This is a genomic window from Dysgonomonas sp. HGC4, assembly GCF_001261715.1.
Classification (GTDB): Bacteria; Bacteroidota; Bacteroidia; order Bacteroidales; family Dysgonomonadaceae; genus Dysgonomonas_A.
Genome location: NZ_CVRU01000157.1, coordinates 1 through 951 on the forward strand (window position 1 = coordinate 1; position 951 = coordinate 951).

The window sequence follows — 951 nt, forward strand, 5'->3', positions numbered from 1 at the left end:
AATAACATCTATAAACACAATTTCTAAATCTTTATAGAGTATTCAAAAAACAGATTTAATATATTAAGTATACATTTGCATCTAAGTTCATAGTAAATGTACAAATAATATTTTAAAATGAATAAATATTTCTTTATTGCGGCCTTTTTTTTAGTGAGCTTTGTTTCTTCGGCTCAAACCTACGAAGAAATGGTTGCAAAATCTCTCGATTATCTTGATGCGAAAGAATATGCTGCTGCCGAGTTGATGTTGAAAGAGGCTATGCGTAAGGAGCCTGGTAATGAGGGTAATATTTTATTACTATCTAATCTTGGTACTATTCAACGCCAGTTAGGGAAACCCGAGGAAGCTTTAATTTCATATAGTTCAGCTCTGAGTAAATATCCTAATAATATTTTTGTACTTCAAAATAGAGCAGCTTTATATTGTGAATTGGACAGTTTGAATGCTGCGATGAAGGATTATAATATTATCTTATCTTTAGATGAAAATAATGTAGAAGCTCTTTATAGAAGAGGTTTAATACATATGACAGAAAAGAATTTACTAGGGGCTGAAAGTGATTTTGAACAAATCCTAGAAATTAAACCTGATAATATATTAGCTCTAAGTAGCCTGGCTTTTGCGCTAAAGAGTCGAAATGACTGGGTTGGGGCAGAAGAGAAATATACTGATCTTATATATAAATATAAGAATCAACCTGAATTTTATGTAAATAGAGCTGAATGTTATTTACAACTGAATAAAAAGGGTAGGGCTAAGAGTGATTTGGATAAAGCACAAGAATTAGGATATAATGATCCACTATTATATATATTAAAAGGACAGTTTGAGTTGCATCAGTTTGATAAATTTAGTGCGAAGCGTAATTTTGAAAAGGCACTGGAGCTTGGTGCTGATGAAGATATAATAAAGCAATATTTGCTATTATGTAAGTAGAATAAAATAAAG

The 951-nt window shown here is 30.7% G+C and carries 1 protein-coding gene; it reads left to right on the top strand.

Translation table 11 applies throughout. The annotated features are described in order from the left end of the window. The first annotated feature begins 117 nt into the window (after window positions 1-117). Complete coding sequence (locus HGC4_RS14940) at window positions 118-939, top strand: tetratricopeptide repeat protein (protein ID WP_050710940.1); 822 nt, start codon at window positions 118-120, stop codon at window positions 937-939. Window positions 940-951 lie beyond the last annotated feature (12 nt).

Bases quoted from the DNA above. Each gene is read 5' to 3' on its own strand.
- HGC4_RS14940 (WP_050710940.1), top strand. From the start codon at position 118: ATGAATAAATATTTCTTTATTGCGGCCTTTTTTTTAGTGAGCTTTGTT.